We start from the raw sequence: 25061 nt of genomic DNA, 5'->3' as shown, positions 1-25061 counted from the left end.
TTGCCCAAAGCGGTTTTGGGACTCTTAAGCACAATCCAGCCTTGACAGCGTGCAAACGCTTGCATACCATGGCCCGGATTGACCACTCGGGCCCTGTATGCCCTTCCCAGAATTCTTATGTCTACTTCCCACAGCAAGCACGCCGACCAGAACGGCGAAACCTTCAACCTGAAAGAAGCCGCCCTCGCCTATCACGCCGAACCCCGCGCAGGCAAGATTTCCGTCACGCCAACCAAACCGCTGGGCGACGCCCGCGCCCTGACCCTGGCGTACTCGCCGGGCGTGGCCTTCGCCTGCGAAGCCATCGTGGAAGATCCGCGCACGGCCGGCATCTACACCTCGCGCAGCAACCTGGTGGCCGTGATCACGAATGGCACGGCGGTGCTGGGCCTGGGCGATATCGGCCCGCTGGCCAGCAAACCGGTCATGGAAGGCAAGGCTTGCCTGTTCAAGCAATTTGCCGACGTCGATGTGTTCGACATCGAACTGGCCGAGAACGATCCCGACCTGTTCATCGACACCGTGGTGCGCATGGAGCCGACCTTCGGCGGCATCAACCTGGAAGACATCAAGGCGCCGGACTGCTTCTATATCGAGCAGCAATTGCGCAAGCGCATGAACATTCCCGTCTTCCACGACGACCAGCACGGCACGGCCATCATCGTCGCGGCCGGCATCCTGAACGGCCTTGAGCTGGTGGGCAAGGATATCGGCAACGTGAAAGTGGCCGTCTCGGGCGCCGGCGCCGCCTCGATCGCCTGCCTCGACTTGCTCGTCTCGCTGGGCCTGAACAAGTCGCTGCTGAAGGTATGCGACAGCCAGGGCGTGATCTACCCGGGCCGCGATGCCAGCATGGAAGAGAACAAGGCGCGCTACGCGAATGACACGAGCGACCGTGACCTGGCCGATGCCATGGTCGGTGCCGACATCTTCATCGGCGTCTCGAAGGGCGGCGTGGTGAGCGCGCAGATGGTCGAATCGATGGCCGCCAAGCCGCTGATTTTCGCCCTGGCCAACCCCCATCCGGAAATCGCCCCGGAAAAAGTGCATGCCGTGCGCGACGACGCCATCGTCGCCACGGGCCGCTCGGATTACCCGAACCAGATCAACAACGTGCTGTGCTTCCCGTACATCTTCCGCGGCGCGCTCGACGTGGGCGCCACCACCATCAACGAAGAGATGAAGCTGGCCTGCGTGCGCGCCATCGCCGCGCTGGCAAAAGAACCGTTGCCGGGCCACACCACCAGCGCGCTGACGCCGCTGCAACTGATTCCGTCGCCGTTCGACGAGCGTCTGCGCAGCTGGGTCGCGCCTGCCGTATCGCAAGCGGCCATCGCCACCGGCGTGGCTACCCGCGTACCGGCCAGCGCCTGATACGCATGACAGGCCTGCCGGCCTTGGCAAATTAACGGCAAGTTACCATTGCTTACAAAAAAAACCATGGCTAAAAACCATGGTTTTTTTCATTTTTGCCCTTGAAACCGCCTAAATAGCTATACGGAAGCATATTTCTCAGGGGCGTTCCTGCCAGTGCCTTCGATTACAATGATGCCTACTTTATGTTGCTACATTTGCCAGGATGGCGATGATGTGCGTTACCAAGGATTTTCATGCTCGGCCTGACTTCTGTTTCTGTTTTTCTTTTCTTGGCATTGGCGCTGGCTGTCAATAGCGGATATTCATTCGGAGCCCTGACCCTTCTGCTCGCCAGCACCTTCCTGCTATGGAAACGTCCCCGCCTGAATCTGCAACGCCAGGATTATCTGATGCTCGGCGCCCTGCTGCTGTACTTCCTCATCTTTTCCGCCAATATGGTGTACCACGGCGATCCGGCACGCGAACTCGACATGCCCCTGCGGGCGCTGCTGGCTATACCCGTACTGCTGCTGCTGATTGCCTATCCACCGCGGCCTGAGGCGTGGTGGGGCGGTTTGGCAATCGGCGCTATCGCGGGCGCCGCCTTGGCTGCCACACAATATATCCCAAGCAGCCCCTTCCGGCCACAGGCCGCCACCAGCAATGCTATTCACTATGGCAATGTCAGCATGCTGTTTGGCATGTTATCGTTATGTGGGCTCGAATGGGCCATCAAACAGCGCCACCGAATCGCCTGGAGCGTATTAGTGCTGGCCGGCGGCCTTATCGGAATTTTCGGCTCCGTTATCAGCGGCAGCCGCGGCGGCTGGCTGGCGCTGCCCGTCTGTGGATGCATATTTGTCGTCCACTATGCGAGAACACGCGGCAAGCACTATATGACTGGGCTGGTGGCGGTGCTACTGGCCGTGGCCGTACTGTCTTACGCAGTGCCCAATTCACCTGTGCTTGAGCGAGCGGCAGATGCCGTAGAAGATTTGAAAAAATTTGAAGACAGCGACAACGTCAGCACGTCCGTCGGCCAAAGGCTGGAAATGTGGCGTACCGCACTCACTTTATCAAATGACCATATATGGCTAGGCATGGGGCGTAACGGCTACTTAGAGGCAAAGCAAGAGCTGTCGGCCGAAGGAAAAATGAGCGAGATCGTCCTGAATTACACCAATGCGCATAACGATTACATCGACTCCCTGGTCAAGCGTGGCATCTTCGGCTTGCTGGCCCTGCTGCTGCTTTTCCTGCTGCCGTTGACCCTGTTTGCGCAGGCACTGCTGCGCAGCGCCGCTGCAGCCCGCCCATTTGCACTGGCTGGCGTGATGCTGTGCACTTGCTACATGATTTTTGGCCTGACGACGAGTTCGCTCACCCTGAACATCGGCATCATCATGCTGGTCTTCCCGATGGTGATATTGTGGTCTCTGCTGCGCCATCAAAAGCGCATGAGCTGATTCGTTTTCCGTCTGACCGTTTTTGCTATCCCCTGCAAGGAATCATACCGATGCTCACGCCAGACCTGAAGCGCCTCACCGCGCTGCACGCGCCGTATAAAAAACATCTGGCCCTGGCTCTGCTGGCAATGGTCGTCACGGCCGCCACGGAGCCACTGTTGCCGTATGCGCTCAAGTTATTGCTCGACAATGGCTTCGGTGGCAAGGTCGATTTTTCCTTCTGGCTGGTGCCGCTGATCGTCATCGGTATCTTTGCCATGCGCGGCGCATCGACGTTTGCCAGCAGTTACCTGATGAGCTATGTCTCCACACGCATCCTCAACGAGTTGCGGCGCAGGATGTTTGCCAGCATGCTGAACTTGCCCATCGACTTCTACAACACGCATACGGTTGGCAAAGTCATCAATTCCATCATGTTTGAAGTGCAGCAGATCATTGAGATGGTGACCAAGGTGTTTACCTCGATCGTGCGCTCCTCGCTGACCGTACTGGGACTGCTGGCGTGGCTGCTGTACCTGAACTGGGTGCTGACCCTGGTCACCCTGGTGCTGCTGCCTCTGCTGACCATCGTCGTGCGCACCACGGGCAAGCGCCTGAAAAAACTCAACCGCGACTCGCTGGCCGTCAATGCCGAGCTGACCCAGGTCATCGAGGAAACCACGCGCGCGCAACAGGTGATCAAGATCTTCGGCGGCCAGGACTACGAAAAGGCGCGCTTCGAAGAGCGCGCCGAACAATTGCGACGCTACAGCATGCGCATGACGACGACCTTTTCCGCCACCGTGCCCATCACCCAAGTGATCACGGCAGCCGCCGTGGCCCTGGTCATCGTGATGGCGCTGCTCCAGTCGGAACAGGGGCAAATCACGGTCGGTGGTTTTGTTTCCTTCATCACGGCCATGCTGATGCTGCTGACGCCCTTGAAGCAACTGGCCGAAGTCAACGGGCCCCTGCAGCGCGGCATGGCCGCCGCCGAGGAAGTCTTCCAGCTGATTGACAAGACACCGGAACGCACGGGCGGCAAGCCGCTCGCTGGCCGCTGCAACGGCAACATCGAATTCAGGGACGTGAGCTTTGCCTACCCCGGACATCAGGAGCCGGCCCTGCGACACATCGATCTGAGCATCGCGCCAGGACAAACGGTCGCCTTTGTCGGCATGTCCGGTGGCGGCAAATCGACCCTGGTCAGCCTGCTGCCCGGTTTTTACTCGGCCAGCAGTGGTGAAATATTGCTAGATGAACAAAATATCGACACCATCTCCCTGACGAGCCTGCGCAGCCAGATCGCCATGGTCAGTCAGCAGGTGGTGTTGTTCGACGATACCCTGGCCGCCAATATCGCGTATGGCGATGCATCCCCTGACCGGCAGCGGGTCGAAGCGGCCGCTGCCGCCGCCTTCCTGTCTGACGTTATCGATGGCTTGCCAGAAGGCCTGGAAACGCGCCTGGGCGACAACGGCTCGCGCCTGTCCGGTGGCCAGCGCCAGCGCGTGGCGATCGCCCGCGCCATCTACAAGGATGCGCCCATCCTGATTCTCGATGAAGCCACCTCGGCACTGGATACGGAGGCGGAACGGGCCGTACAAGCGGCGCTGGAGCACCTGATGCAAGGTAAAACCACCCTGGTTATTGCTCATAGGCTATCAACAATTGAACGTGCGGACCGTATCGTGGTATTGTCACACGGGAAAATAATGGAAACCGGCAGTCACCAGCAATTATTGGATGCCAACGGCGCATATGCCAATCTGCACCGCCTGCAATTTTCCCAGCAAGTGCTTTGACACCATCGAATGAATACCTGAAATCGTACTGATACATGACGCCTTTGATTCCCGCCGAACTTCTACAAAAGTCGGACAAAATTCTTTTCATCGCCCATCTGGCGCTGGGAGACTTTACCTACCTGCAGAACGGCTTCCGCGCCTTTGCCGCGGCCTATCCCCATATTCAGATCCACCTGTGGGTCGACGAAGTCCGCCGCACGTCCGACGCCAGGCAATGGGAAGGCTTGCGTACCTATTCGCTGTACGACTGGGTCGAACAGTCGGGCCTGTTCGCCAAGGTGTACCGCAAGACCTACAGCCCCGCGCTGTACGAAGAGTCACTGCGCGAAGCCAAAGCGGAACACTATCCTGTCGTCGTATCATTGGCCCACGTACGGCCACAGCAGTACGCGGATCTTGCCCGCGAGATCAGCCCGAACGGGCTGGTGATCGGCACGCGCAAACCGTTCAGCCCCTTGCGCCCCTGGCATTACCTGGCCTACCGCAAGATCGATGCCGTGCTGGCCTCGTATGCGGGACAGGATGCGGGTGAGCACCATATCAGCAGCGTGTATGCGGACTGGTTCCGTCAATTGACGGGACTCGACATTCCCGTGGCCGAGCGCTATCCCTTCGTGCACATCCCCGAGTTCGCGTTGCAACAGGCGCGGGAACAGCTGAGCGCCTGGGGCTTCGCCCCGCGCCACGGTCCGCTCGTACTCCTGAATCCGTTCGCCAAATCGCACAAGCGCAGCTGGCCGCTGGAGCGCATCGCCGAGATGATCGCACGCATGCAAACGATGCCCAAATGGCAAAACGCCTGCTTCCTGATCAATGCCATGCCGCAGGAACTGGCCAAGGTGAATGCCGTCGTGCAGGCGCACAACTTGCCGCGCACGCAAGCCTTCAGTGCCGTCGACAACTTTTTCCAGCTGCCGGCGATGCTGGCGCAATGCGACCTGATTATCTCGGTGGAAACGTCGATCATGCACCTGGCGAACGCCGTGCATGTGCCCGTGGTGGCATTGATGCGCAAGAAAAATCCCGAATGGGCTCCCTTCGACAGCGCCAACAGCACCGTCATCACGGTGGCGCGGCGCAGCGAGTGGGTCAAGGCGATATCAGTCGATCAGGTATTGAAAACCATCACCTAGATAATTGCTAACGCTTAGCCGGTGCCCAGCATGCTGATGCGCACCAGGTCGGCCACATTATCGACCCCCAGCTTGTCCATCAGGCGCGCCTTGTGCACTTCCACCGTGCGCACGGAAATACCCAGCACCGGTGCGATATCGCGGTTGTGCTGGCCCGTCACCACCAGGTGCATCACTTCCCGCTCACGCGGCGTCAACGCGCGCAGCAAGGCTTGCCCCGCCGCTTGCCGCTGCAACTGGCCGCGCGCATGTGCCTCGCGCGAAAATGCTTCCTCGATGGCTGCCAACAACTTGTCGTGGTCAAATGGTTTTTCCAGGAAATCGCTGGCCTGTGCCTTGAAGGCCTGACGTGCCAGGGCCACGTCGCCGTGTCCCGTGATAATGATGATGGGCAGCATGCATTTGAGCTCCAGCAGGCGGCGCTGCAGGCTCAGACCATCCATGCCCGACATGCGGATATCGATCAGCAGACAGCCGGCCCACTCTGGCCGCCAGCTTTGCAGGAAATCCTCGCCGCAGGAAAACAGGGCCGTACGATAGCCGCGTATACCCAACAGCAAACCCAGCGCATCGCGCACGGCGGGATCGTCGTCCACGATAAACACCGTCAAGTTACTTGTCACCATGTTCTCCTGTCGCGGCCGCACTGGCACGCGCCAGGGGCAGGATAAAACGAAAAATGCCATGCCTGCCCACTTCGGCCCAGAGCTGGCCGCCATGCGCTTCGACTATGGTGCGGCTGAGTACCAGGCCCAACCCCAGGCCGCTGGCCTTGGTCGAGACAAAGGGTTCGAACAGGCGTGCCGCCAGGCTATTGGAAATACCGGGGCCGCTATCTTCCACGGACAGGCGCAAGCGTCCGCCCTCGAGCCGCTCGGCCGACACCGTGATGCGGCGCCGGCCACGCGGCTGGCACATCACCGCATCCTGCGCATTGGCCAGCAAATTACGCAGTACCAGCTCGATTTGCAGGCGATCGGCATTGACCGCCAGCGGCGACGGCGGCGCCAGCACCAGCTCGATGCCATGCTCATGAAACAGCGGCGTGAACTGGCGTGCCATGCCCTCGATCAAGGCGCCCGCCTCCACCGCTTCGAGTTGCATCGCGCCCGTGCGGAAAAAGTCGCGCAGGCGACGCACCACATCCGCGGCGCGTCCCGATTCAACAATCATATGCCCTACCGCACCTTGCAGCAAGGCACCAGTCTCCCCCCGTTCCAGCAGGTATTCACACGCCTTGCCATAGGTGGACAAGGCCGTCAGCGGCTGGTTCAGCTCATGCGCGATCGCCGCTGCCATCTCGCCGGCGGCCGCCAGGCGCATCGTGTGTTTCAGTTCGTCGGCCACCTGGCGCATTTCATCGACGACGATGCCGATAAAAAATCCCACCAGCGCCAGCACGGCATCGAGCAGTTGCAATTCATAAAACTGGATATCGACCGCATGCGTCCATTTCACCAGGGTGATGATGCATAACTGCAATACAAATACAGCCAGCACGGCACCATGCAAGCCCTGACGCGAGGCGGCCCAGATCACGGGGAGAAACAGGAAATAGAAATGCTTGTATTCGGAACGCACGATGGAACCGAAGACGCTCCACAGCACAAAGCAGGCCAGGGCCAGATAAGCCAGGGTTTCCCAGCGCCAGACGGCAGCATGCAGGCGCTCCCGCCCCCGCTCGCTGAACAGCACCCAGATCAGCGGCATCGATACCAGCATGCCTACCGTGTCGCCGATGCCGAAACGCCATACTGCCGTCCCCCATTCGCCGGCCGGAATACGCCCCGTCAGCGACAGCAAGGAGATATAGCCCAGCGCATTGAGCACGGTGCCCATCAGCACGACGGCGACCCAGGTGCCCAGGCGGCTCCGGTTGTCGAAGATATCGCTGCTGCTGAAACTGCGGCGCAAGACTGCGCCGATAGCACCATAGCCAAGCACCAGCCAGGCCGAACAGAGCAAAGTCAGGGGCAGACCTGCCGGCATGCCGCGCACCAGCACCTCGCCAGCCAGCAAGGCGACAAACCACGGCAGCGCCGCCTTGCGGCCATGGATCAACCAAAACACCAGACCCAGCGCGGGATCGGGATTCCAGGGGGTGATGTTCAGCCCGTACATCGGGTCGATATAGGTCGCCCAGTCAAACAGCAGATACAGGCCGACAAAGGCGGGGTATTGCAGGTAGCGGGACAGGAATGGGCGCATAACGGTGTTTTTTGACTGTCCTGCATTATGCATCGCAGGCGTGCGCCACGCCATGCCATCTTGCGTTATGTGCACATATCTTCATGCCATATCACGAAGTCCGCCAGTACACTCAGGCATCGGCCAAGGGCAAACGGACCTCCACCAGCAAGCCCAGGCCGCCATTACCGCTATGCAGCTGAATCGTGCCGCCGTGCAGGCGCACGACAGAAGCGACGATGGACAAGCCCAGGCCGCTGCCCGCCTGCGCCTGCTGCGGGGCGCGGAAAAAGCGGTCGAACACGCGCGCATACAGCGCCGGCGCGATACCCGGTCCCTGATCGGCCACATGCAGCACGGCCTGGCCCCGCTCCGCATGCAGCGACACCGTCACGCTGCTGCCAGGCGGGCTGTACTTGATGGCGTTTTCCACCAGGTTGTCGATCAGCGACACCAGGCTCTCGCGCTGTCCGGGTACGCTGAGCGAGACGCTGGCTTGCAACTCGAGCTCGATACCGCCCGCCTGAGCCAGGCCGGACAGGGCCGCCAACCGGTCTTGCAGCAAACTATCGAGCGCCTGCCGCTGCGGCAGCTCGCCAGCGCCAGCCTGCACTTCGCTGCGCGTCAGCTGCAGCAACTGGCCCACCAGACGCGCGGCACGGTTGCCACTGTTCAAGATACCGTCCAGCAACTCTTGCTGGCGTGCGTCATGCGCCTGGCCCTGCAATGCCTCGACATTCACGCGCATGGCCGCCAGCGGCGTGCGCAGCTCATGCGTAGCGTCGGCGATGAAGCTGCGTTCACGCGCGGCACTGGCATCGACCCGCTGCAGCAGGGCATTGATATTGTCGACCAGTCCCGCCAGTTCGCCATGCGGCGGCTTGAACGCCAGCGGACGCAAATCCTGCGGCCCGCGCGCCGCTACCTCCTGCGCCACCTTGCGCCAGGGGCGCATGGCAAGGCGGATCGACAGCCAGGCCGGCACCAGCAAGAATGGCAGGCTGATCAATAGCGGCAGCAGGTAGTAGCCGTGTGAATTGATCGTGATGAAAAACTGCCAGGCCCCACCCACTTCCAGTACCGTCACGCGCGTAGTCCCCTCTGTCAGGCTTCGGCTGCGCCAGGCCTGCCCCTTGATGTAGATCACTTCCATCTGGTCGGGGCCGGCGCTGCGGATACCGCTGGGCGCTGCGGGGGACTTGTAGACCAGCTTGCCATCGCGCCAGACCAGGATGCGCGGCGCCAGCTCCGGCACTTTCCCCATTTCAAACTCTTCGCGCAAGGCTTCGTCGATCGCGCGCAAGCTCTGCTCCTGGCGCTGCGGCTGTTCGGCCAAATTGTCGGCCACGCTGATAATGGCGTGCAAGACACCCCGACTCACGTTGCTCGCTTCACCCGTTCCCTCGAACAGCACATAAGCCACGGCCAGGCTCCACAGCACGGTCAGCATCAGCATTTGCGCCATCATCAGGCGGCGCACCAGGGTAGGCCGGCGCAGCATGACCCAGAAACGCCCCATCATGCGGCGGCACCCGGCGGGGTGAATGTCTCGCCTTGCTGGTCGATGACATAGCCAACGCCGCGCACGGTACGGATATAACCTTCGCCTATCTTGCGGCGCAGGTTACCCATATGCACATCCAGTGTATTACTGGCATTGGCCAACCCGCCGGGCAGGATATGTTCCTCCAGCACGCGGCGCGTGATGACTCTGTTGGCGCGCATCAGCAAGGTCTTCAGCAAGGCATATTCACTGGCGGTCAGCTCCACCGGCCGCCCATGCACGCTGACGCGGCGCGTGGGCACCTGCAGCAGCAGGCCGCGCAACTCGATGGTGTCGCCATCGAAGCCATAGCTACGGCGCGCCAGGGCACGCACGCGCGACAGCAGCTCGGCCAGCACGAAGGGCTTCACCAGGTAATCGTCGGCACCGCCATCGAGACCCCGCAAGCGCTGTTCCAGCGTGTCGCGTGCGCTGAGGATCAGCACCGGCAGGCGGGCCGCGCGCAGCCGAGCCAGTAAATCGAGACCATCACCATCCGGCAAGCCCAGGTCCAGCAACACCAGCTCGCAACTGTCGTGCTCGATGCTGCGCGCCGCATCCTCCAGGCTGCGCACCCAGACCACTTGCATGCCCTGGTCGCGCAAAGCGATCCGCACGCCATTGCCCAGGTCCATATCGTCTTCAATCAGCAGTATCTTCATGGTGCGTATTAAACCATCACAAGCTGAAGAATGGGTAAAGACGCGCTCTTCATGCAATCTTAATAAAAGGCTCATTTTTCCTTCATGGCACAGGCCGATACTGTCAGCAGTCAATCGAGCCACTCCGGACTCGGTTCTCCACCTGACGGAAAACCCATGCACGCACCCACAACCCTGCTGACCTCGCTGGCACTTGCCAGCGGCATGATCTTCAACCCCCTGGCCGCCGTGGCGGCCGAACCGCCTGCGGAAAACGTCTTCACCATCGGTGGCGGCGTCGCCGCCGTATCCAGCTATTCCGGCTCCGACAAGCTGTCGGCCTCGCCGCTGATCATCCTCGACTACGCCATGGCCAATGGCCTGTTCATCAGCACCTCGCGCGGCATCGGCTATGGCGGCCAGGCCGGCCCCTTCAGCTATAGCGCTGCATTGGGCTACCGCGGCAACCGCGAAGACCACAAGCGCAATGGCGCCAACGGCTGGGGCGGCAGCGATTATCTGAAGGGCATGGGAGAGGTCAAGGGCAACGCCAGCGCCCTGCTCAGCGCGGGTTATTCTCCATTGCCGGGCCTGTCGCTGAGCATTTCAAGCGACATTCCCCTGTCGAATCGCGAAAATGGCGCGAACGTGCATTTCGGCGCGACAGGCCAGATCTACGGCCGCGCCGATGCCAAGGGCGTGCAGCAGGACAGTGTGAGCATCAGTGGCGAGCTGGGCTGGGGCGAACGCAAGTATGTGCAGACCATGTATGGCGTAACAGCCACCCAGGCCGCGAATACCTCGTTCAAGCAATACACGCCCAAGGGCGGGTTCTATGAAGCGCAGGCCACCGTCAACTGGGAGCACCGCTTCGATGCGCGCTGGGGCATCAATACCCTGGTCGGCGTCGAACACCGCATGGGCGACGCGGCCAAGAGCCCCATCGTGCAACGCAAGACGGCGCCGATTGGTGCCGTATATGTCACCTACCGCTATTAAAACAGGGCAGGCATAAGGGAAACACGTACGCTGTTTCGCCAATTTACAGGGGCTGAGGGCATGGATAAGATGATACGGTTTTCCTGCCACGGTCATCTTTTCCATGCATGCATCGCGCCTTGCCACACAACGCCCCCGCGCCCAAGATAGCGCCGAGAGCGAAGGTGCGGGCGGCAAGCCGGACCAGGATACCCTGCTGCTGCTCTTGCCCGTCAAGCGCGCCAGCGACATCATCTACGGTGCGCGCTACGCCAGGCGCTTGCAGGAATGGGGCATCAAGGTTCGCGTCAGCCTGCTGCACGTGACACCGGCGCTGCCGTACCAGGCCGATGGCTTGCCCCAGCACAGCGCCAGCGACTGCCATGCGCTGGACCTGGCTACACAGCAGATGATGCACGAGGCGGGACTCTACCTGAGCCGTTCCCATCTCGCCTTCAGCACCCATATTTTTGCCGGCGAGCTGCTTTTCACGATACTCGACACGGCTGAACTGCTGGGCTGCCATGAAGTTATCTTGCCCGCGCACAGGCATAGCGGCTGGCCCCGCCATTTTTCGGGCGGACTGGCCGCCAGACTGGCGCGCAGCACCCGCAGCACCACCATCTTGCTGGCAAACCACGAGGGCGTCAGCAGCCCGGTACCCGTCTGAGCCAAAACGGCTTGGACGTTCTCTCTTTATCACGGACATGCGCACGATGATGCCAACTATTACCCTGTCTGACGGCTTGATGGCGATGCCAAGCGGCATGCGCCGCTGGCGCGAAATGCTCAAGCTGCATCTGCGCGCCCGCGTGCAACAGCGCCAAACCCGGCTATGGCTACAACTGCTGAACTCGCATCCGGTCTTTCATGATCTGGTACAAGCCTATCCGCACATGATCCACAAGGTCTACCGCCCTTATCTGAGCCTGACGCTGAATTGCGGCCAGCGCGTGGCATTGCTGGCCGAACACTACCGCTTCATCTTGCAGCAAGGCTGGGGCAAGCTGATGAGCCAAGCGGCGCACGGGCCCGTGCGACTGGCCACGGTGCCGGGCAAGTCGGGAGCGCCCTACCATCTGCAACTGTGTTCGCTGCACCCCATGGACCGCGAAGGCGAGATGGTGCTGCAACTGATGCATGAGGATGACGTGCTCTATTCGATCGCCTTTTCTTTCTTTGGCTGCCCCTTGCGCTCCACCCTGGGCGTGAGCGTCGGCTGCGTGCAAGGCCCGAAGGGCCAGGAAAGCGCCCACCGCGTGCGTGAAGCAACGCGCGACCTGCATGGCATGCGTCCCAAGACGCTGATGGTGCGCCTGGTACGCCAGTTGGGATACGAACACGGCTGCCGCAAGATGCTACTTGTCGGCAATATCAACCGCGCCGTGCACCACTCCGCCAAGAAAGGCCGTTTGTTCGCCGACTACAATGCGTTATGGCAAGAACTGGGAGCGCAAGCGCGCCAGGATGGCGATTTTGAGTTGGCGTGCGAAGACCTGCCCTTGCCTGCGCTGCAAGAAATTCCTTCAAAAAAACGCTCGGAAGCGCGCAAACGCCACGAACTGACACTAGCCATGATCGCCAGCCTGCGCAGCGGTCTCGACGCCCATCGCAGCACGGTGCAGGTCGCCACGCCTAGCGCTGCGGTAGCCGCCAACGATGTACGGCAATCAGCCGGCCTCGACGACGACGACTACGTTTCCGCTGCCGCCTGAGCGTCCCTGGCCCCACACGGCGCCCCGCCCCCGCGTCGTTGCTCGCCGTCACTAGCCACACCGCCTTCCCTCTTGCGCCACACGCTAGAACCCATGCGTGGCGCAATCCTGTTACGCTAGCGCTATCGGTCATGCATTACGGTGCGCCGGTTCCCCCAACGCTTACTAGGAGGCAAGTCATGCGCGTAGACATCTACCGCCGGGCCGAGCACGACGGCATTTTTTCCTACCTCGCCGTGCCGGAAGGAAAGCTCATTCCGGAAGAAGTTACCAATACAGACTGGCAGCTCGAAGTACGTGCCAGCGAAGTGGCCGACGATGCCAAGGCCTTGCCCGACTATCATATCGAACAGCCGCACCAGCAGATCGCTGCCAAAGGCTATGCGATCACGGGCCTGAAAGACATGTAAACGTCAAAAGCCAAACCCGATTCACATCCGGTTTGGCTTTGGCGTAGCGCCTGCGCTGCAGCCGGTCAGTATTCGACCGCCACCTCTTGCGCACCCAGCATTTGCTCCAGTGCCATCTGCAATTCATCCGATGGCGCCACTTTCCACTCGTCCCCAAACTGCAGCACGCAACTGACGCCTTGCGGGCTGACCCGCGCAGCGATAGGCAAGCCCGTCTCGGCACGGTGCGGCATGATCACATCACGGATGCGCTTGGCGTCCAGGGTCGCCGGCAACGTCAGGCCCAACTGGCGGCCATACTGTACGCGCGCGGCGATGATGTCGAAGGCGCTCTCGGCCGTGATGCGCAAGCCGCCCGAAAAACGGTCTTCCGACACCTTGCCCACGACGGCCAGGAATTCATCTTCCTTGAAGATTTTCCGGTTGGCGTCGAACAATTCGCCATATACCGTCACTTCCACCGTGCCACTCTTGTCGTCCAGGGTGACGATGAGGATCTTGCCGCGCTGCGTCATCTGCGTGCGCAAGCCCGTGATGACGCCGGCCATCATGCGCGGTTCGCGCGATGGCGACAATTCGGACAATTTCGTGCGCGCAAAACGGCGTGCCTCGGGCGCATACGAATCGAACAAGTGGCCGGAAAGGTAGAAGCCCAGCGCGATCTTTTCTTCCGTCAGGCGCTGCTTGTCGGTCCACACGGGCACCTTGACGTACTCGGGCGGCGCCACCATGTCGCTGTCGTCGCCGCCGAACAGGCTCACCTGGTTCGCCGCCTTGGCGGCCTGGTCCGCGCATTCCATGGCGAACGCCACGGACGCGAGCAGGATGGCGCGGTCAACCTTCAGGCAGTCGAAGGCACCGCTGCGTATCAGCGACTCGATGGTGCGGCGGTTGATTTGCTTTTTATCCACGCGCTTGCAGAAGTCGAACAGGCTGGTGAACGGTCCGCCCGCCTCGCGCGCGGCGATGATCGCTTCGATGGCGTTCTGGCCCGAGCCTTTCACGGCGCCCAGGCCATAACGGATTTGCGTGACTTTCTTGCCGCTCACGGACGGCGCTTCGCCGCTCGGCGTGAAGCGGTAGTCCGATTCGTTGATATCGGGCGGCAACAAGGTCAGCTTGCAGATTTCCAGCGAGTCTTCCACCAGGATCTTGATCTTGTCCGTGTCGTCCATGGCCAGCGACAAGTTGGCGGCCATGAAGGCGGCAGTGTGGTGCGCTTTCAAATACGCCGTGTGGTACGACAGCAAGGCGTAGGCGGCGGCGTGCGATTTGTTGAAACCGTAGCCGGCGAACTTTTCCATCAAGTCGAAGATCTCGTCGGCCTTTTCCGCCGTCAAGCCGTCTTTCGCCGCCCCCGCGCGGAAGATCTCGCGGTGCTCGGCCATTTCCTCGGCCTTCTTCTTACCCATGGCGCGGCGCAGCATGTCGGCGCCGCCCAGCGAGTAGCCGCCGACGATCTGCGCCATCTGCATCACTTGCTCCTGATACACCATGATGCCGTAGGTTTCGGACAGAATCGATTCCGTGCGCGGGTCGGGATAATCGAAGCGCTCACCGTGCTTGCGCTTGCAAAAGTCGGGAATCAGGTCCATCGGGCCCGGACGATACAGGGCCACCAGCGCGATAATGTCTTCGAAACGGTCGGGACGCGCATCTTTCAGCATGCCCTGCATGCCGCGCGACTCAAGCTGGAACACGGCCACAGTCTTGGCCTTGGTCAGCAAGTCGTAGGACGGCTTGTCGTTCAGTGGCAAGGTAGCCAGGTCGAAATCGGCTTGCGCGGGATCGAGCTGCTTGATGTAGCGCACGGCGCGGTCGAGAATCGTCAGCGTGGTCAAGCCCAAAAAGTCGAACTTCACCAGGCCGACGGCTTCTACATCGTCCTTGTCGTACTGCGACACGACGCCCGAGTCGCCGCCCTGCGTGTACAGCGGGCAGAAATCCGTCAGCTTGCCCGGGGCGATCAGCACGCCCCCGGCGTGCATGCCGATATTGCGCGTGATGCCTTCCACTTGCTGCGCCAGCTCCAGCAACTGCTTGACCTCTTCCTCGTTTTCCAGGCGCTCCTTGAGCAGCGGCTCTTCCTCAATGGCATCGGCGATCGACACGGGTTTGCCCGGTTTGAACGGGATCAGCTTGGAAATGCCGTCGCAGAAGTTATAGCCGAAATCCATTACGCGGCCCACGTCGCGGATCGCCCCCTTGGCCGCCATGGTACCGAAGGTGGCGATCTGCGAGACCGCCTCCTTGCCATACAAATCCTTGACGTGCTGAATGACGCGGTCGCGCCCTTCCTGGCAAAAGTCGATATCGAAGTCGGGCATCGAGACGCGTTCGGGATTCAGGAAACGCTCGAACAGCAGGTTGTACTGCAATGGATCGAGGTCAGTAATGAGCAGCGAATACGCCACCAGCGAACCCGCACCCGAACCACGGCCCGGGCCGACGGGCACGCCGTTTTCCTTGGCCCACTGGATAAACTCGGCCACGATGAGGAAGTAGCCAGGGAATTTCATGTTGCAAATCGTGTCCGTCTCGAATTTCAAACGCGATTCGTAGCGCGGCCGTTCCTTTTCACGGCGCTCGGGATCGGGATACAGCTGTAACAAGCGTTTTTCCAGGCCAGCCTGCGATTCGGCGACGAGGAACTGGTCGATCGTCATGCCGGGCGGCGTGGGGAAATTCGGCAGTTGCGGCTTGCCCAGGGTCAAGGTCAAGTTACAGCGTTTGGCGATTTCCACGGAATTGGCCAGCGCGGCCGGCAAGTCGGCGAACAATTCCGCCATGTCGGCCTGCGACAGGAAGCGCTGGCTGTCATTGAAGCGCTTCACGCGCTTGGCGTTGGCCAGCATTTCGCCTTCGGCGATACAGGTGCGGGCTTCGTGGGCAATGAATTCTTCAGGGGAAATGAATTGCACGGGATGCGTGGCCACCACTGGCAAACCCAGCTTGGCCGCCAGCGCCACCGCATGACGCACCTGTGCCTCCTGGTTGGCCTGGCCGCCGCGCTGGATTTCAATATAGAAATGGCCAGGGAAAATCTCGGCCCAGCGCTGGGCATTGCGTTCGGCCAAGGCCAGGTTGCCATTCTCGATAGCAATACCAACATCGCCGAAATGCGCGCCGGACAGGGCGATCAGGCCATTGGCTGCGCTTTCGCCCGGATACAGATCATAGGTATTCGTCGCCAGCGCCTGCAGCCACTCGATGCGCAGCTCGGCGCGTCCCTTGTACTGGTTGGTCAGCCAGGCCATCGACAGCAGTTCGCACAACTGCAGATAGCCCATGCGGTTCTTCGCCAGCAACAACAGCCGCGACGGCTTTTCACGGTTGTCGTCATTCGTGATCCACACATCGACGCCGACGATGGGCTTGATGCCCTTGCCGCGCGCTTCCTTGTAGAACTTGACCATGCCAAACAGGTTCGACAAGTCGGTAACGGCCAGCGCCACCTGCTTGTCCTTCGCCGCCGCCTTGACCACATCGTCGATACGCACCAGGCCATCGACGATCGAATACTCCGAGTGCACGCGCAAGTGGACGAAGGCGGGTCCTTGCGGGGCTTGCTGCATCGCTTGCGGTGAACCTGCCGGAGCACCGGCCTCTTGCATTACCATTTCCATCCTGTGTACCGTTTCGTGCAAAATTCAATGGGGTCTATTCTACCGCGTCGCGGGTACGGACCGGGTATCCTGCCAGGCCTGTCGGGCTTATAATATCGGCTGTTCAGTCTAAGCCGATCGCCATCATGCAAGCCATCACCCCAGCAACACCCGCCGTTTCCGCCGCCGTCAGCCCGCTGGCCGCCACGTTTGTCAATATCGCCGCGTATAAATTCATTACGCTGGCCGATACGGAAGCCATGCGCCCCTTGTATCAGGAGCAATGCCTGGCACTGGAACTGAAGGGCACGATCCTGCTGACGCCGGAAGGCATCAATATGTTCCTGTCCGGCACGCGCGAGCATATCGATGCCTTCCTCGCCTGGGTGCGCAGCGACGAGCGCCTGGCCGATCTGGAGTGGAAGGAAAGCTTGTCGAACGAGCAATCGCACAAGCGCATGCTGGTCAAGCTGAAAAAAGAAATCATCACCATGCGCATGCCGCTGATCAAGCCGGAACTGGGCCGCGCCCCGTCAGTCGACGCGCATACGCTCAAGCGCTGGCTCGACGCCGGCGTGGACGACGCGGGCAAACCCGTGGTCATGATGGAAACGCGCAACGCCTTTGAAGTGGACGTGGGTACGTTCAACAACACGCTTGATTACCGCATTGACAAGTTCACGGAATTCCCGGCCGTCGCCGCAGCGCACAAGGACGAACTGGAAGGCAAGACCGTCGTCACCTTCTGCACAGGCGGCATCCGCTGCGAAAAGGCCGCCATCCACATGAAGGAAATCGGCTACGACAGCGTGTACCAGCTCGACGGCGGCATCCTGAAGTATTTCGAGGAAGTGGGCGGCGAGCACTATACGGGCGACTGTTTCGTGTTCGATTACCGCACCGCCCTGAACCCGAAACTGGAACCGACGGAAACGGTGCAGTGTTTTGTGTGCCGCGCCGTCGTTACACCGCGTCAGCAATTGTCGCCGGAATATGTGTATGAAGTGTCTTGCCCAAACTGCCACGATAAAACGATGCCTTGATGCGCTTACGATTTCGCCATTTCCCTGGCGGAATCTTTCAAAAAAATCAATTCAAAATAGCAATTGATCAGCATTCTCTCTGCCAGGCCTGGCGCTGTCCAGGCGGCTCAAAGAAGCAAACAAATGTAACAATATTGGATTTGTTTGCCATTCTCATAAACACTCGCTTTCTTTGGCTCGTTGAGTCATGTGAAATATTCAATTGCCAGCTGCTTCGTGCCGAACTGCCCACCGGCGGCTTGCCTATGGGAAAACAACAACACACCCTGTGGAAAGCGCTCACTAGTACGCGGGAAAACTGCTGTAAATTCGGCAATTTATGGGGTTCTGAATTATAATCAAGAGTTAAGGATTGATTGATTTTTTCAGTTATTAACCTCATGAAATATACGCATCTTGGATAGACAAATTCTCGTTGCCTACTATTATTAGAGAAATGAATTGACAGCATCTCTTATTTGTATTTTTTTGCTCAGGAAGCTCAAATGATTTTAGTGACAGGTGGCGCAGGCTTTATCGGATCGAATTTCGTTCTGGATTGGCTCGCGCAAAGTAATGAACCGGTAATTAATCTGGATAAGCTGACGTACGCAGGAAATTTAAATAACTTGCTAGCGGTACAAAACGACCCACGTCACCAGTTTGTCAAAGGCGATATCAATGACGGTGCCTTGCTGGCACAGTTATTGGCACAGCATAAGCCACGTGCCATCGTGCATTTTGCAGCGGAGAGCCATGTCGACCGCTCGATTCATGGACCGGCAGATTTTATCAGCACCAATATCAATGGCACCTTCAGCCTGTTGGAAGCCGTGCGCCCCCATTGGCAAGCACTGCCTGAAGCAGAACGTATGGCATTTCGCTTCCTGCATGTCTCAACCGATGAGGTGTACGGGACACTGGGGCCGGATGATGCTCCGTTTACCGAAACCACGCCTTATGCGCCCAACAGCCCTTACTCGGCAACAAAAGCAGCCTCGGACCATTTGGTGCGCTCCTATCATCATACCTATGGCTTGCCGACGCTGACCACCAATTGCTCGAACAATTATGGTTCCTATCATTTCCCGGAAAAGCTGATTCCCTTAATCATTGCCAACGCGCGCGCTGGCAAGCCCTTGCCTATTTATGGCGATGGCCAGCAGGTGCGCGACTGGCTGTATGTCAGCGATCACTGCACGGCCATTCGCCGGGTACTGGAAAGCGGGCGTACGGGAGAAACCTACAATATCGGCGGCTGGAACGAAAAAGCCAATCTCGACGTCGTGCATATCCTGTGCGACATCCTCGATGAACTGCAACCGAAGGCAGCTGGCGGCAGCTATCGCGAACAAATCAGCTATGTTGCCGACAGGCCCGGACATGACCGCCGCTATGCCATCGATGCACGCAAGATTGAGCGCGAACTGGGCTGGAAGCCGGCAGAAACCTTCGACACCGGCATACGCAAGACGGTGCAATGGTATCTGGACAACGATGCATGGGTGCGCGACGTACAATCCGGCGCTTACCTGACCTGGCTGGAAAAAAACTATGTGGCCCGCGCCGAACAGAAAGCGGAGGCATGATGGAAGCCAAACTGGCCCGCAAAGGCATCATCCTGGCTGGGGGTTCAGGCACACGCCTGTATCCCGTGACCATGTCGGTATCGAAGCAACTGTTGCCCGTGTACGACAAGCCGATGATTTACTATCCGCTGACAACATTGATGCTGGCGGGAATACGCGACATCCTGGTCATTTCCACGCCCTCCGATACGCCCCGCTTTCAAGAGTTGCTGGGTGACGGTAGCCAATGGGGGATTAAGCTGAGCTATGCGGTACAGCCATCACCCGATGGCCTGGCGCAGGCGTTTCTCATCGGCCGCGAATTTCTGGGCGATGCGCCGTCAGCATTAATCTTGGGCGACAATATTTATTACGGGCATGATTTTGAATCGAGCCTGTCTGCCGCGACCGAGCGCACTGACGGCGCTACCGTATTTGCCTATCATGTGCAAGATCCGGAGCGATATGGCGTGGTGGAATTCGACGCCAATCAGCAAGCCATCAGCATAGAAGAAAAGCCATTGCAGCCAAAGTCGAACTATGCCGTCACTGGCCTGTATTTTTACGACAAGGACATTGCCGATATCGCCGCATCGATCAAGCCCTCCGAACGGGGAGAGCTTGAAATTACCGATGTCAACCGCGTCTATCTGAACCGCGGAACGCTCAAGGTGGAACGCATGGGGCGCGGCATGGCCTGGCTCGATACGGGTACGCACGAGTCACTGCTCGAAGCAAGCCAATTTATTGCCACCATCGAACACCGCCAAGGCTTGAAAGTAGCTTGCCCTGAGGAAATTGCTTACCGTAAAGGCTACATTACCGCCAACCAGTTGGAACAACTTGCTCAACCGCTGAAAAAAAACGGTTACGGACAATATTTGTTACGCCTGTTGAATGATAATATTTTTTAAGCCATGCATATTCAAACCACTGTCATTCCCGACGTATTGATCCTCGAACCCAAAGTATTTGGCGACGATCGGGGCTTTTTTTACGAAAGCTTCAACCAGCAGCGCTTTGCCGACTTGACGGGCATTACCGCCAATTTCGTCCAGGATAACCACTCCAAGTCCAGCAGGAATGTCCTGCGCGGCCTGCATTACCAGATCCAGCAACCGCAAGGCAAGCTGGTGCGTGTCGTGGCAGGCGAGGTCTTCGATGTCGCCGTCGATATCCGCGCCTCCTCCCCGACGTTTGGCAAATGGGTCGGCGTCGTGCTGTCTGCCGAGAACAAACGTCAGCTCTGGATACCTGAAGGATTTGCCCACGGCTTCATGGTGACCAGCGAGAGCGCCGAATTTCTCTACAAGTGCACGGACTATTGGGCACCCGAGTTTGAGCGCAGCATTGTCTGGAATGATGCGGATATCGGTATTGACTGGCCATTGCATGGCGACGCACCCATGCTGTCGGCGAAAGATCAACTGGGCAAGCAACTGGCAGCTGCCGAGGTCTTCGCATGAAAATCCTCATTACTGGCAAGACCGGCCAGCTCGGATATGCATTGCAGAAACGCCTGCAGGACATGGGTGAAGTGATAGCGCTGGACCGCTCGCAAATGGACTTGGCCGACCTCGATCAGGTTCGAAGCGTGATCCGCGCAATCGAGCCAGACCTGATCATCAATCCGGCGGCCTATACGGCCGTCGACAAGGCAGAGACCGAGCTGGCGCTGGCGATGCGCATCAATGGCGAAGCGCCAGGAGTCATGGCGCAAGAAGCCAAGCGGCTCGGTGCAGCCATCATCCACTACTCGACTGACTATGTCTTCGACGGCAGCAAGGGCAGTCCATACACGGAAGACGATGCAACGGGTCCGCTCAATGCCTATGGCCGCAGCAAGCTGGCGGGCGAGCAGGCGGTGCGCGAAAGCGGCGCAAGCCACCTGATATTGCGCACAAGCTGGATATACGGTGAGCATGGCAACAATTTTCTAAAAACGGTGCTCCGCCTGGCACAGGCGCGGGATGAGCTGCGCATCGTTGCCGATCAACATGGAGCGCCCACCTGCAGCGCCAGTATTGCCGATGCAACGGCCTGCGCCATTGCCACACTGGGTTCGCCCTCCGGTTTCGCGACGGCAGAAGACGCCAGGACTGATGCGTGGAAACAACACTCCGGCCTGTATCATCTGACTGCACAAGGGGAAACCACCTGGTATGGCTTTTCCAAAGCCATCTTGGACCATCCATCAACGTCCAGGAAACCACCAGTCGTCCCTATTGTCACGCAAGACTACCCATTGCCGGCAGCACGGCCGGCCTACTCGGTGTTGTCCAGCGCGCGGTTTATCAAGACCTTCTGTGCGTTGCCGGATTGGCATGATGCACTCACGCTTTGCCTCGATGGCATGGCCAAAGACAACAATCAGTAAGCAACAGAAGTTGTCAATTCAATAAAAATAACGGCGCTAGCAGCCACCACTTCGATCAAGAGGAATAATTAATAATGAAAGCAGTCATTCTTGCCGGCGGCCTTGGCACCCGAATTTCCGAAGAGACACATCTCAAGCCAAAACCGATGATTGAAATTGGTGGCAAACCAATCCTGTGGCACATCATGCAGAGCTACTCAGCGCACGGCATTAATGATTTCGTGATTTGCTGTGGCTACAAGGGCTATGTGATCAAGGAATATTTCGCCAATTATTTTTTGCATACATCCGATGTCACTTTCGATATGCAAAACAATCAGATGGAGGTACACGCACGCAATGCCGAGCCCTGGAAGGTGACCCTTGTCGATACTGGTGACGAAACCATGACGGGGGGCCGATTGAAGCGCGTCCGCGAATATCTGAATGATGAAGAAATGTTCTGCTTCACCTATGGCGACGGTGTCAGCGATGTCGACATCACCGCGCTGGTCGAGTTCCACCGCGCGAATGGCAAGCTCGCCACTGTCACCGCGACCCAGCCACCGGGCCGCTTTGGCGCCCTGAGCCTGGACGGCCACAAGATCAACAGTTTCCAGGAAAAGCCGCAAGGCGACGGCGCCTGGATCAATGGCGGCTATTTTGTCCTTTCTCCAAAAGTCATCGACTTCATCAGTAATGATGCTACCGTCTGGGAAAAGGAACCGATGGAGAGCCTGGCCAAACAAGGTGAAATGAATGCCTTCTTCCATCACGGCTTCTGGCAACCGATGGATACCTTGCGCGATAAAGTGCATCTGGAAGAACTGTGGCAATCGGGCAAGGCGCCCTGGAAGGCGAAGTGATGAATTCCACATTCTGGCAAGGGAAACGTGTTTTCCTCACCGGCCATACCGGCTTCAAGGGAGGCTGGCTGAGCCTGTGGTTGCAGCAGCTTGGTGCCGACGTGACCGGTTACGCGCTGGAAGCGCCCACTAAGCCCAGCCTGTTTGAGGTGGCCAATGTAGCGCACGGCATGCAGTCGGTCATTGGCGACGTGCGCGATGGCGACGCCGTCAAACGCGCCATGGCTGCCGCGCACCCGGACATCGTGATTCACATGGCGGCTCAGCCGCTGGTGCGCTACTCGTACATGAACCCGGTGGAAACGTATGCCACCAACGTGATGGGCGTGGTCAACCTGCTCGAAGCCGTGCGCGCCACGCCAGGCGTGCGCGCAGTGGTGAATGTCACCAGCGACAAATGTTACGAAAACCGCGAGTGGCCCTGGGGCTACCGCGAAAACGAAGCCATGGGCGGTTATGACCCGTATAGCAACAGCAAGGGCTGTGCGGAACTCGTCACGGCCGGCTATCGCAGTTCCTTCTTCAATGCGGAGAAATATGCGGAGCACGGTATTGCCCTGGGCAGCGGCCGCGCCGGCAACGTCATCGGCGGTGGCGACTGGGCGCTGGATCGCTTGATTCCGGACATGCTGCGCGCCATCGGCGCCGGTGAACCCGTCATGATCCGCAACCCCCACGCCATTCGTCCGTGGCAGCACGTGCTCGAGCCGCTCAGCGGCTATCTGACCCTGGCGGAAAAACTGTACACGGAAGGTCCCGTCCATGCCGAAGGCTGGAATTTCGGTCCGTACGATACCGATGCCAAACCGGTGGAGTGGATCATCGAGCGCATGACGCAAGAATGGGGCGCTGGTGCTTCCTGGTCGCTCGATGGCCAGGACCATCCGCACGAAGCAAGCTATCTGAAACTCGATTGTTCCAAGGCCCGCAGCACGCTGGGCTGGCATCCACGTTGGGACATTGGCCGGACCATCGCCAACATTGTCGAGTGGCATAAGGCGTTCGACCAGGGTGCAGACATGCGTGCGTTCACCCTGGCGCAAATCGCCACTTATCAAAATACCTAATAAATCATCCAACAAATTGAAGGCTGTATCATGAGCGAACAACTGACCCAACAACAAATCCGCGAACAGATCGCTGCACTCGTGGCGCAATATGGCGCACTGGCCAGCATACCGAAACCATTCGAACCGGGCGTGACGGTGATTCCACCTGCCGGCAAAGTGGTCGGTGCACCTGAAATGGGCCTGATGGTCGAAGCGTCGCTCGACGCCTGGTTGACGACGGGCCGTTTCAATGACGAGTTCGAAAAGCGCCTGGCCAAATTCATCGGCGTCGAATTTCTGATCACCGTGAACTCCGGTTCGTCGGCCAACCTGGTCGCCTTCTCTGCCCTGACCTCACCTAAATTGGGCGCGCGTGCCATCCAGCCCGGTGACGAAGTCATCGGCGTGGCCGCTGGCTTCCCGACTACCGTCAATCCTATTTTGCAGTTTGGCGCCGTGCCCGTCTTCGTCGATGTCGAACTTGGCACCTACAATATCGATGCCTCGAAAATCGAAGCGGCCATCACGGACAAGACCAAGGCCATCATGCTGGCCCATACCCTGGGCAATCCATTCAATCTGGAAGTCATCGTCGCGCTGTGCAAGAAATACAATCTGTGGCTGGTGGAAGATTGCTGTGACGCCCTGGGCGCCACGTACAACGGCCAGATGTGCGGCACTTTTGGCGATATCGGCACCATGAGTTTCTACCCTGCGCACCATATCACCATGGGCGAAGGCGGCGCGGTCTTCACCAACAATCCGGAACTGAAAGCGATTGCCGAATCGTTCCGCGACTGGGGCCGCGACTGCTATTGCGCGCCGGGCAAGGATAATACCTGCGGCCAGCGCTTCTGCTGCAAGCTGGGCACGCTGCCGGAAGGCTATGACCACAAGTACACCTACAGCCACCTGGGCTACAACCTGAAAATCACCGACATGCAGGCCGCTTGCGGCCTGGCGCAGATGGACCGCGCGGCTGGCTTTGTGCAGGCACGCAAGGATAACTTCGCCTATATGAAAGATGGCCTGCAAAGCTGTGCGGAATTCCTGATCCTGCCGGAAGCGACGCCAAACTCGGATCCATCGTGGTTCGGCTTCCCGATCACGTTGCGCCCGGAAGCCAATGTGGACCGTGTCAGCCTGCTGACGTTCCTCGATCAAAACAAGATTGGTACCCGTCTGCTGTTCGCCGGCAACCTGACGCGCCAGCCGTACATGATTGGTCGTAACTACCGCGTCTCGGGTGAACTGACGAATACCGACCGCATCATGCACGACACGCTGTGGATTGGCGTTTTCCCGGGTTTGACCAAGGAAATGATGGACTTCTCGATCAGCAAGATTGAAGAATTTTTTGGTGTGAATTTCTAAATTAC

At 59.2% G+C, this 25061-nt stretch carries 20 protein-coding genes and 1 pseudogene; 16 read left to right on the top strand and 5 right to left on the bottom strand.

Features of this window, described 5'->3' with window-relative positions:
• Nucleotides 1-117: 117 nt before the first annotated feature.
• From C8C89_RS09010 to C8C89_RS08995, 4 genes and pseudogenes are all read left to right on the top strand, one after another.
• Nucleotides 118-1356, top strand: a pseudogene (locus C8C89_RS09010) (malic enzyme-like NAD(P)-binding protein); the annotation flags it as partial.
• Nucleotides 1357-1610: 254 nt separating this feature from the next.
• Nucleotides 1611-2822 (top strand): O-antigen ligase family protein, encoded by a 1212-nt coding sequence (locus tag C8C89_RS09005; RefSeq protein WP_133989480.1) that lies wholly within the window; start codon nt 1611-1613, stop codon nt 2820-2822.
• 50 nt (nt 2823-2872) lie between these two features.
• Nucleotides 2873-4606, top strand: a complete 1734-nt coding sequence (msbA, locus tag C8C89_RS09000; protein ID WP_133989478.1) for a lipid A export permease/ATP-binding protein MsbA — start codon at nt 2873-2875, stop codon at nt 4604-4606.
• Between the two features lie 35 nt (nt 4607-4641).
• On the top strand, nt 4642-5742 hold the full coding sequence (locus C8C89_RS08995) for a glycosyltransferase family 9 protein (protein ID WP_101482616.1): 1101 nt from the start codon (nt 4642-4644) through the stop codon (nt 5740-5742).
• Between the two features lie 14 nt (nt 5743-5756).
• Here the strand turns inward: C8C89_RS08995 and C8C89_RS08990 are convergent, their stop codons facing one another.
• The 4 genes from C8C89_RS08990 to C8C89_RS08975 form a co-directional block, all read right to left on the bottom strand.
• Nucleotides 5757-6368: a response regulator gene (locus C8C89_RS08990; protein WP_133989476.1), complete on the bottom strand. Its 612-nt coding sequence runs from the start codon at nt 6366-6368 to the stop codon at nt 5757-5759.
• On the bottom strand, nt 6355-7950 hold the full coding sequence (locus C8C89_RS08985) for an ATP-binding protein (RefSeq protein WP_133989474.1): 1596 nt from the start codon (nt 7948-7950) through the stop codon (nt 6355-6357). The genes C8C89_RS08990 and C8C89_RS08985 overlap by 14 nt, the downstream gene beginning before the upstream one ends.
• A gap of 112 nt (nt 7951-8062) precedes the next feature.
• On the bottom strand, nt 8063-9451 hold the full coding sequence (locus C8C89_RS08980) for an ATP-binding protein (RefSeq protein ID WP_133989472.1): 1389 nt from the start codon (nt 9449-9451) through the stop codon (nt 8063-8065).
• On the bottom strand, nt 9448-10134 hold the full coding sequence (locus C8C89_RS08975) for a response regulator (RefSeq protein ID WP_101482620.1): 687 nt from the start codon (nt 10132-10134) through the stop codon (nt 9448-9450). The genes C8C89_RS08980 and C8C89_RS08975 overlap by 4 nt, the downstream gene beginning before the upstream one ends.
• 156 nt (nt 10135-10290) lie before the next feature.
• Between C8C89_RS08975 and C8C89_RS08970 the strand changes: the two genes are divergently transcribed.
• The 4 genes from C8C89_RS08970 (at nt 10291) to C8C89_RS08960 (ending at nt 13216) form a co-directional block, all read left to right on the top strand.
• Nucleotides 10291-11112, top strand: a complete 822-nt coding sequence (locus C8C89_RS08970; RefSeq protein WP_166674698.1) for a MipA/OmpV family protein — start codon at nt 10291-10293, stop codon at nt 11110-11112.
• A 103-nt stretch (nt 11113-11215) separates the two neighbouring features.
• On the top strand, nt 11216-11761 hold the full coding sequence (locus tag C8C89_RS26930; protein WP_166674697.1) for a universal stress protein: 546 nt from the start codon (nt 11216-11218) through the stop codon (nt 11759-11761).
• 46 nt (nt 11762-11807) lie between these two features.
• The gene (locus tag C8C89_RS08965; protein WP_166674696.1) at nt 11808-12806 is read left to right on the top strand and encodes a VirK/YbjX family protein; all 999 of its coding nucleotides are present in this window, start codon (nt 11808-11810) and stop codon (nt 12804-12806) included.
• A 179-nt stretch (nt 12807-12985) separates the two neighbouring features.
• Nucleotides 12986-13216 carry a DUF6139 family protein gene (locus C8C89_RS08960; RefSeq protein WP_101482623.1) on the top strand — a complete coding sequence of 77 codons (231 nt, stop codon included), beginning with the start codon at nt 12986-12988 and terminating at the stop codon, nt 13214-13216.
• Nucleotides 13217-13281: 65 nt separating this feature from the next.
• Here C8C89_RS08960 and dnaE read toward each other — a convergent pair whose 3' ends face one another.
• Entirely contained in the window at nt 13282-16830 is a 3549-nt protein-coding gene (gene dnaE / locus C8C89_RS08955; protein WP_243857946.1) for a DNA polymerase III subunit alpha, read from the bottom strand.
• Between the two features lie 137 nt (nt 16831-16967).
• Between dnaE and C8C89_RS08950 the strand changes: the two genes are divergently transcribed.
• The 8 genes from C8C89_RS08950 (at nt 16968) to rfbH (ending at nt 25056) form a co-directional block, all read left to right on the top strand.
• Complete coding sequence (locus C8C89_RS08950) at nt 16968-17864, top strand: sulfurtransferase (protein WP_101482625.1); 897 nt, start codon at nt 16968-16970, stop codon at nt 17862-17864.
• Between the two features lie 485 nt (nt 17865-18349).
• Complete coding sequence (gene rfbB / locus C8C89_RS08945; protein WP_101482626.1) at nt 18350-19432, top strand: dTDP-glucose 4,6-dehydratase; 1083 nt, start codon at nt 18350-18352, stop codon at nt 19430-19432.
• Nucleotides 19432-20325 carry a glucose-1-phosphate thymidylyltransferase RfbA gene (gene rfbA, locus C8C89_RS08940; RefSeq protein ID WP_101482627.1) on the top strand — a complete coding sequence of 298 codons (894 nt, stop codon included), beginning with the start codon at nt 19432-19434 and terminating at the stop codon, nt 20323-20325. The genes rfbB and rfbA overlap by 1 nt, the downstream gene beginning before the upstream one ends.
• A 3-nt stretch (nt 20326-20328) precedes the next feature.
• A complete protein-coding gene (gene rfbC / locus C8C89_RS08935) occupies nt 20329-20877 on the top strand; it encodes a dTDP-4-dehydrorhamnose 3,5-epimerase (protein ID WP_101482628.1) in 549 nt (182 codons plus the stop codon).
• Entirely contained in the window at nt 20874-21788 is a 915-nt protein-coding gene (gene rfbD, locus C8C89_RS08930; protein ID WP_133989466.1) for a dTDP-4-dehydrorhamnose reductase, read from the top strand. Before rfbC ends, rfbD begins: the two co-directional genes overlap by 4 nt.
• 74 nt (nt 21789-21862) lie before the next feature.
• The gene (gene rfbF, locus C8C89_RS08925) at nt 21863-22633 is read left to right on the top strand and encodes a glucose-1-phosphate cytidylyltransferase (RefSeq protein WP_101482630.1); all 771 of its coding nucleotides are present in this window, start codon (nt 21863-21865) and stop codon (nt 22631-22633) included.
• Nucleotides 22633-23700, top strand: a complete 1068-nt coding sequence (rfbG, locus tag C8C89_RS08920) for a CDP-glucose 4,6-dehydratase (RefSeq protein WP_133989464.1) — start codon at nt 22633-22635, stop codon at nt 23698-23700. The genes rfbF and rfbG overlap by 1 nt, the downstream gene beginning before the upstream one ends.
• Nucleotides 23701-23730: 30 nt before the next feature.
• Entirely contained in the window at nt 23731-25056 is a 1326-nt protein-coding gene (gene rfbH, locus C8C89_RS08915; protein ID WP_101482631.1) for a lipopolysaccharide biosynthesis protein RfbH, read from the top strand.
• Nucleotides 25057-25061 lie beyond the last annotated feature (5 nt).

It is taken from the genome of Janthinobacterium sp. 75 (genome assembly GCF_004365495.1).
GTDB lineage: Bacteria > Pseudomonadota > Gammaproteobacteria > Burkholderiales > Burkholderiaceae_D > Janthinobacterium.
Note: the sequence above shows the minus strand (reverse complement) of the source record. Positions and strands in the feature narration are given on the sequence as shown.